This window comes from Pseudomonas sp. Sample_9, assembly GCF_004307535.1.
Taxonomy (GTDB): domain Bacteria; phylum Pseudomonadota; class Gammaproteobacteria; order Pseudomonadales; family Pseudomonadaceae; genus Aquipseudomonas; species Aquipseudomonas mercuritolerans.
Genome location: NZ_RAZO01000039.1, coordinates 1705 through 3139 on the forward strand (window position 1 = coordinate 1705; position 1435 = coordinate 3139).

Below are 1435 nucleotides of genomic sequence, written 5' to 3' on the forward strand. Positions count from 1 at the left end.
ATGTCGAGCAACAACGCCTGCCACAGGCTGACCGACAGCCACCAGGCAATCAGCGGCACACCCATCACGATCAGTCCACCTTCGAACAGCAACGCATGCACTACACGGACCCAGGCGTTGTGCGGCAGATTCATCCGCGCCAATGCACGGTCGAAAAAACGGTTGAAAACCACGTTCCACGCCAGCGCCAACAGCGCAATCAACACGGTCACCACGCCCATGTCGAGCAGCGGCTTTTGCATGATCCATGCGAGCAGCGGCGTGCAGATCAGGATCGCGAGAAACTCGAAACCAACAGCCTGGAAAACACGTTCGGTGATGGACTTGTGGGCAGTCATGGCCTGACTCCTTGTTTGACGATGGTTGCCATGATCCAACTGAACACCGATACTTCAAAACCAATAACCATCGATCAAGGCGATAGTTCATGGCTTCGCAGGAAGTGCTGCTGGCGTTTGTCCAGGCAGCGACGCAAGGCTCATTTTCCGCAGCGGCGCGCAAACTGGGGCGCAGTCAGTCGACCATTAGCGCGGCAGTGGCAAGCCTGGAGATCGATCTGGATCTGCAGCTGTTCGACCGCAGCAGCCGCAAGCCCACGCTCACCCCCGCCGGCCATGTGATGCTGCAAAAAGCCGAGGCGATTCTGGCCGCCACCAGTCGCCTGGAGATGAGCGCACGGCAATTGGCCCAGGGCGTGGAACCGAAGCTGACCGTGGCGATATCCGATACCTATCAGTCGTATCGTTTCGAGGCGGCGCTGGTAGATTTCGAGCAGCGTTATCCGGAGCTTGAGCTGGAATGCCTGATTGCCGAATGCGAAGACCTGATCGAACTGGTCCAGCGCGGCCGGGCGCATCTGGCCTTCGCGGAAATGCAGGACAACTACCCGCCGGATCTGGTGACTTCGACCGTGGCCGAGCGCACCGAGATTGCCCTATTCGTCAGCCGTGAGCATGCGTTGGCCAAGCTTGAGCATGTCGATCAGCAGATCCTCGAGCAACATCGCGAGCTGCGGCTGGCGACCATCGTCAATCCGTATGACAGTCGCGGCAAAGGCCGGGTGTGGTCGGCGCCGAGTTATTTGATGCTGCTGGAAATGGCGGAGAAAGGCTTTGGCTGGGCTCCGCTGCCGAGGTGGCTGGTGCAGCGTTATGCCAATGATTTGCTGATAGAGCTGAATGTGCGCGGCTGGCCGAAACCGGTGTTTGTCGACGCCTTGTGGTCGCGCTTGTATCCGCCCGGGCCGGCGGGGAGCTGGTTGCTCAGCAAGATGCTTGAATAAGCGCTTGAGATCAAAAGCCCCTCACCCCAGCCCTCTCCCTGAGGGAGAGGGGGCCGACCGAGGTGTCTGGCGTTATTCATCGACCTGAAAAACCTTATCGATTATGGATTCAAGACAATTCGTTCAAGTCGGTGAATCCCTCCAATATCCCCC

The 1435-nt window shown here is 58.6% G+C and carries 2 protein-coding genes; one reads left to right on the forward strand and one right to left on the reverse strand.

Annotated elements, in window-relative coordinates; all coding sequences use genetic code 11:
* On the reverse strand, positions 1-338 hold a 338-nt coding region (locus tag D6877_RS02580; RefSeq protein WP_130909741.1), incomplete at its 3' end, for a PACE efflux transporter.
* Positions 339-427: 89 nt separating this feature from the next.
* Between D6877_RS02580 and D6877_RS02585 the strand changes: the two genes are divergently transcribed.
* Positions 428-1282, forward strand: a complete 855-nt coding sequence (locus tag D6877_RS02585; protein ID WP_016773560.1) for a LysR family transcriptional regulator — start codon at positions 428-430, stop codon at positions 1280-1282.
* Positions 1283-1435 lie beyond the last annotated feature (153 nt).